Origin of the sequence: Pseudolactococcus hodotermopsidis, assembly GCF_011170085.1 — a bacterium.
Taxonomy (GTDB): domain Bacteria; phylum Bacillota; class Bacilli; order Lactobacillales; family Streptococcaceae; genus Pseudolactococcus; species Pseudolactococcus hodotermopsidis.
Genome location: NZ_BLLI01000086.1, coordinates 1 through 6,741, shown reverse-complemented (window position 1 = coordinate 6,741; position 6,741 = coordinate 1). Strand labels below are relative to the sequence as shown.

The 6,741-nt window shown below is 39.5% G+C and carries 6 protein-coding genes; all 6 read left to right on the top strand.

Features of this window, described 5'->3' with window-relative positions:
- Positions 1-546: 546 nt before the first annotated feature.
- On the top strand, positions 547-2,760 hold the full coding sequence (locus Hs30E_RS10090) for a RelA/SpoT family protein (protein ID WP_172209821.1): 2,214 nt from the start codon (positions 547-549) through the stop codon (positions 2,758-2,760).
- Between the two features lie 136 nt (positions 2,761-2,896).
- Positions 2,897-4,258 (top strand): MATE family efflux transporter, encoded by a 1,362-nt coding sequence (locus Hs30E_RS10085; RefSeq protein ID WP_172209820.1) that lies wholly within the window; start codon positions 2,897-2,899, stop codon positions 4,256-4,258.
- 179 nt (positions 4,259-4,437) lie between these two features.
- The gene (dtd, locus tag Hs30E_RS10080) at positions 4,438-4,884 is read left to right on the top strand and encodes a D-aminoacyl-tRNA deacylase (RefSeq protein ID WP_172209819.1); all 447 of its coding nucleotides are present in this window, start codon (positions 4,438-4,440) and stop codon (positions 4,882-4,884) included.
- Positions 4,885-4,898: 14 nt separating this feature from the next.
- On the top strand, positions 4,899-5,666 hold the full coding sequence (locus Hs30E_RS10075) for a TMEM175 family protein (RefSeq protein ID WP_172209818.1): 768 nt from the start codon (positions 4,899-4,901) through the stop codon (positions 5,664-5,666).
- Positions 5,667-5,783: 117 nt separating this feature from the next.
- Positions 5,784-6,353, top strand: coding sequence for a hypothetical protein (locus Hs30E_RS10070; protein ID WP_172209817.1), 570 nt, complete (start codon positions 5,784-5,786; stop codon positions 6,351-6,353).
- A 75-nt stretch (positions 6,354-6,428) separates the two neighbouring features.
- Entirely contained in the window at positions 6,429-6,653 is a 225-nt protein-coding gene (locus Hs30E_RS10065) for a hypothetical protein (protein WP_172209816.1), read from the top strand.
- Positions 6,654-6,741: the final 88 nt, after the last annotated feature.

The window sequence follows — 6,741 nt, the reverse complement described above, 5'->3', positions numbered from 1 at the left end:
TGCTAAAATCAAAACCTTTAAGTGTATGGCTCAGAAATATCGTAATCGAAGAAAGAGGCACTTACTTCGTGCGTCCTTAATTTGTGGTATTATCAATTTCGAAATTTAATTTCGGGAGAAGTCTAATGTTGTTTGTTTTCATAACAAACGATTCTCAAAAGTAAGAATTTGTCTTGTAATTTCTAAAGCACCCTCTTTTGAATTATCATATTTTTCATAGAGTCAATAACTACGCTTTTTGTAAAATATTTTTCAAACATTATTGGTTTGCCACAAATTTCATTCTCTGCATAGTTTCTCTGTACTCATGTCAATTTTTTAGGGGGAGTAATCCATTTTTAGTTGAATATCAGTAATCTTGAACGGAACACTATTCATTCTAGTATCTCATATTATCAACGATTATTTCTGGTTATAATCAAAAGTTAAGCATTTAAAAAAATTTTTAAATATTATGATGTTATTGAGGCGCAAGCCTTTTTCTTATCCCAAAAAAGTGCTATAATAGTAAAAATCACACGAAAAAGGAAAGGACGAAAATCTCACATGGCAAGTGAACCAAATCTTACAGGGGCGCAAGTTGTTGCGTTGGCAGAAAATTATATGAATGAGCGTGATATGATTTTAATCAAGAAAGCGCTGAAATATGCAACAAATGCTCATTGTGAGCAATATCGGCGCTCTGGTGAGCCTTATATCGTTCATCCGATACAGGTGGCGGGCATTTTGGCTAAACTCAGGCTTGACCCCGTGACTGTGGTTTGTGGTTTTTTGCATGATGTCGTTGAGGATACGGAGGTAACGCTTGAGGATTTGGCGGCTGAGTTTGGTCAAGAGGTCGAACTTATCACAGATGGCGTGACCAAACTTGGCAAGGTCGAGTACAAGTCGCATGAGGAGCAGATGGCGGAGAATCATCGCAAGATGCTTATGGCAATGGCAAAAGATACGCGTGTGATTCTCGTCAAGTTGGCTGATCGCTTGCACAATATGCGCACGCTCAAGCATATGCCAGCAGACAAGAAAAAGCGAATTTCTCGTGAAACAATGGAAATTTACGCACCGCTAGCACATCGGCTCGGTATTTCTCGGATAAAATGGGAACTGGAAGATTTAGCTTTTCGCTATCTTGATGAAAATCAATTTTATAAAATCAGTAATTTAATGAAACAAAAACGTACTGATCGCGAAAAATTAGTTGATGAAGTAGTCGAGGAGCTGACAAGTCGCAATAAAGAAGTGGGTGTTGTCGGGGAAATCTATGGTCGTCCCAAGCATATTTATAGTATTTACCGTAAAATGCACGATAAGCGCAAACGTTTTGATGAAATTTATGATCTGATTGCGATTCGTTGCGTTTTTGACACGAAATCTGAGGTTTATACGACACTTGGCTATATTCATGCGCTGTGGAAGCCGATGCCTGGGCGTTTCAAGGACTATATCGCTAATCCCAAAGCCAATGGTTATCAGTCCGTTCACACGACTGTTTATGGGCCAAAAGGACCAATCGAGTTTCAACTGCGGACACACGACATGCACGCTGTTGCAGAATATGGTGTAGCGGCTCATTGGGCTTATAAAGCTGGGCGAAAGGATAAAATCTCGGAAAATGAGATTGCGCAAAATTTGAATTGGATTAACGAGATTGTTGAACTCCAAGACGAGTCCAAAAATGCTCAAGAATTTGTCACGGCTGTCCAAGAAGACATCTTGTCAGAAAAAATATATGTTTTTACACCAAATGGTGCGGTACAAGAATTGCCAACTGGCTCAGGACCGATTGATTTTGCCTATGCAATTCATACGCAAGTTGGCGATAGAGCTGTTGGTGCTAAGGTTAATGGTCGTATGACACCGCTGACACACGTTTTAAAAACTGGCGATGTGGTTGAAATTGTAACCAATAAAACATCATTTGGGCCAAGTCGTGATTGGATAAAATTAGTCAAAACGCATAAGGCGCGCAATAAAATCAAGCAATTTTTCAAGAATCAGGATAAGGAATTATCAATCAATAAAGGTCGTGAACTTTTGCAAGAATACTTGCAAAATCAAGGGTTTGTGGCAAATCAATATCTGAATAAAAAACATCTTGAACCTATCTGTCATCGTCTGAATTTTAGAGATGCCGACTCTCTGTACGCCTCCATTGGTTTCGGAGAAACTGGCGTTGTGACCGTATTTAACAAATTGACCGAAGATGAACGGCGTGAAATCGAGCGCGAAAAAGCGCGTAAAGAGGCTGAGGCGCTGATGAATGGCGAGGTTAAGACCAAGAGCGATGTGATGAAGATTCGCAACGACGGTGGTGTTAATGTGGCTGGCATTGATAGTCTCCTCATTCGTATGAGCAAGTGCTGCAATCCTGTTCCTGGTGATGCCATTGTCGGTTATATTACCAAGGGGCGCGGTGTGTCAATTCATCGTAGCGATTGTCATAATGTTAAAAGTCAAAAAGATTATGACAGTCGGCTGATTGCAGTTGAGTGGGAAGAGCACCAAGTTGGGCGCAAAGATTACGTGGCAAATATTGATATTTTCGGCTTTAATCGGGCAGGTATTGCTAACGATGTTATGCAAGTGTTGTCAAATACAACAAAAACGCTGATTTCAATTAACGCACAGCCGACGAAAGATTTGAAAATGGCAAATATTCATATTCAGTTTGCCATTAAAAATTTGGACGAACTGACGACTGTTGTTGATAAGATTAAAATGGTACCAGATGTTTATAGCGTTAAGCGGACAAATGCTTAAGTTACAGGTCGCTTAGCGGTTAAAAACTATATATCTATGGTATAATAGCATAAAGCATAAATTTAAAAGGCTGTGTAAGCCTTTTTTGACGGTAAGTTTTCCTTCTTAAGTAAAAAATTAGAAAGAGTTTCATTTCATGTTTTCAAGATTAAAAAATATCATCGGCGTATCAAATGCTGAACTTCTTTTTCTCAGCTGGCCGATTTTTGTTGAGTTGTTTCTGCGTGTTATTGCGGGAAATATCAACGTTTATATGATTTCTGACTATTCTGAGGCGGCAGTCGCCTCAATTTCTTCAGCCAATCAGTTGATTGCCTTGTCTGTTTTCGTTTATGGTTTTATCACAGTTGGTGCGCAGATTCTGATTTCCCATCTTATCGGCGCTCGGAAAAATGAACGGATTGAACAGGTAATGCAGACAGGAATTATGGGTGTTTTCATGCTTGGTTTGCTTATCAGTGGCGCTTTTCTGCTCTTACCGCATGTGTTCTTGAAAGCTATCAACTTGAGTCCTGAACTCGTTTTGATTGGGCAAAATTATTTGCGGATTTATGGAGGAACGCTGATTATTCCAGCGCTGACCGCCATTATCCTTGCTTTTTTGCGCACGCATAGCTACACGCGTCCTGCCTTGGTTGTGCCGACTTTTACGATGATTCTCGGCGTTATCGGCAATTATTTCTGTCTTTACCAGCCCTTTGGTTTGCCAAATTTTGGGATAAATGGTCTAGCTTGGTCGACGGCTTTTGCTAATACCGTTGGTCTGATTATTGCGGCTGTTCTGTTAAAACGTTATTTAAAATTTAACATTTTACATGTTCATCCGAGCAAATTTTCATTTAGCGACATCAAGGAAATTCTCAAACTTGGGCTACCATCGTCAGGCGAGTCACTGTCCTATCAAGGCGCGCAAGTTGTTGTGACAATGATTGTTGCCTCACTAGGCGATGATGTTTTGGCTGCCAAAGCCTATCTGCTTGCCATAACGCAGCTCATTGCGCTATGTACGACATCAATGGCGCAAGGTAATCAAATCATGGTCGGCAAATTGGTCGGTGCTAAAGCCTATGATGTTGCCAAAAAACGTGGCTTTACAACACTTAAAATCGGTATAGCAACTTCTGTTATCATTTGTACGATAACAAGTTTTTTCATCACACCAATTATGCACATTTTTACCACGCAACAAAACATTATCGACATTGCCAAATACGTGATTCTTGTCAATATTATCCTTGAAGTCGGGCGCGCGACCAATCAAATCTTGGTTTTCTCGCTCAATGCCTGTGGCGATGCCATGTACTCGCTGTTTTGCAGTTTTGCAACGCTTTGGGTGATCAGTCTGCCCTTTTCTTATCTGCTTGCCATTCATTTTGGCTTAGGCTTGGTCGGCGTGTGGATTGCCTATGCTATTGACGAATGTTTGCGCGGCTGTCTGATGATTTACCGCTGGCATTCAGGCGTTTGGCAGGAAAAAACGAAACATAAACAGTTATAACTTTCATTTATCATTAGACAAATCTTATTAAGTAAGTTATAATTAGAGTGTAGTAATGAGCTCATTACGCATGGCGAGGATTCTTTACCCCTTTTGAACCTCGCCAAATTTACTCTTTTCCCAAAAACTTCAGTGGACGCACTGAGGTTTTTTTATCTGAAAAATGGTAAACTATAACTATGAAAATAGTTATTCAGCGCGTTAAGCGCGCAAGTGTTACAGTCGATAGGCAACTTATCTCAGAAATTCAGTATGGTTTGCTTCTTTTTGTTGGTGTAGAAGATGCAGATACGGCTGAGGACATCAGCTACGCCGTCCGAAAAATTGTCAATATGCGTATTTTTTCAGATGAAAATGATAAGATGAATCTTTCCGTCAAAGACATATCAAATGCCAGTATTTTGTCAATTTCTCAGTTTACATTATTTGCGGCAACGAAAAAAGGGAATCGACCGAGTTTTGATGGCGCAGGAAAACCACTATTTGCCAAACGCCTATATGAACAGTTCAATGCGAGTTTAGCTTGCGAAATACCAACTAAAACAGGTCAATTCGCTGCCGATATGCAAATCGAATTGCTCAATGATGGTCCTGTGACCATTATCTTAGATACTAAAAATAGATAGAAAGTAGTCTTGAGATGCGGAAAAATCACGAAAAATCGCGTGCTAAGATGTTTGACGACTTACGCGCCGACATCAAAACGGAGTTTGTTGACAATAATCCTGAATTTGCGGGGAAGTCGGAGGAGGAGATTCACAAGTTGATGACTCAGCATGGAGAGGAGCAGGAAATCGCGCGCCGTAGACGACTCAAAGAGCATTGGGAGATGTTTACGGATGCTGTTGTGGCGATTATTATCACGATTATGTTGCTGGAGATTCCAGTGCCAAATCTGGCTGAAGGGCATAGTTACCACGATTTTGTGTCGGCTGTTGTCGTGTTTCTGATAAGTTTTTTTATTGTTGCTGACCTTTGGTTTGATCATCATCGCTTATTTGACGGCGTTCGCGAGGTGTCAGACAAGATTATCGTTATTGACTTTGTTCAGCTCGGGGCGCTTGCTATGATTCCACTTTTGACAAAATGGATAATGGTTGATATTACATCGTTTGCTATGTTAAATTTTGGTTTAACAGTGCTTATTGTCAGGATTTTACAAGTAGAAGTTGGCTACGAAGTCGGGAAAATTCAGTATCAAAAAACGCCAGCGATTTGGCGACTTCAACGTGAAATGGCGCGCGTTCGTTTATCATCCACACTTTTCGCTAATGCTTTTCTAACCATTTTCGCATGGTTTCAGCCACAGATTGGTCACTGGCTTTTTATCGTTATTCCACTGATGTCCTTTACTTTTGGTGTTTTGGAGAAACCGAAACGTTCGTTGGATAATGGGATGGGTAAGTAATGTCACTTTTGTTCGTGAAAAGAATGAAAATTGATGTTATAATAGAAAGGTAGCGTTTACAATTATGGAAATCGTTATTTTCGTAAAAATGGCAAGAAAGATGATAGGAGAAAAATCATGAAAAAATTGACAAGTTTTGCAATTGCTTTGGGGGCAATTTTATTACTAGCTGCATGCGGTACAACTGCCAAAGAGGAAACAGCTGTTTTTAAGCAAGAGGCTTTGGCAGAAACAACAGGCATAGGCAATGCAACAGTCAAAATCACGCACAAGGGTGAGAAAATTAGCAAAATTGAGGCTGATACAACGATTCCTTTGGACTTTGGTATTAAACAAGAGGATATTGATAGCTCAATCGAGGAACTCAAAAATAACGACGAGATAGCGCAAGACGAAAAAGATAAATTAATCTCTGAAATGGAAAAAATGGGTAATGTCGAGGAGCAATCGACTGAAATGGCGAAAAATATGGATGACTTGTATCAAAAAGCCAATGCTATCGAAGGTGTTGAAGTTAAAACTAAGCAAAGTAAGGTAACTTATCAAGTGACGATTACCGTTGATATGGCAAAGGTTGATAAGCATAAGTTGGCAGAGGTCATGTTGCCTGTTGACCTTTCAACGATTAAAGATTATAAAGGTGCGGAAAATGCACTGAAAACGTTAGGATTCAAGCTTGAAAAATAAGATGTAGAACGATATTTTATCGTGTTATCATCGTTGCTGAGGCTATACTTTTGTCTATCCTGAAAGGAATAAATCATGTTAAAAGATTTCATGCTCGTTACTTCTCGAAAAGAGAAACTTATTGTTTTGGAAATTGTCATCTTCTTGTCGGAACTGGTTGTTTTCTACTTTATTGATGCACTGCTTGTTAGAATCTTGGTCACGCTTGTGAGCTTTTTAGTTCTTTTGCCCATCAGTTTCAATGTAGGTAGATTGATGAAAGTGTCAAGCGAAAGTGAAAATGTCCCAAAAAAAGTCTAAACATGAGTTACATTTTGCTAAAGCAAAATTTGCTTTTAGATTCCATTTTTGATATGATTGAGTTATGATTTATGCTGAATTTTCAGCT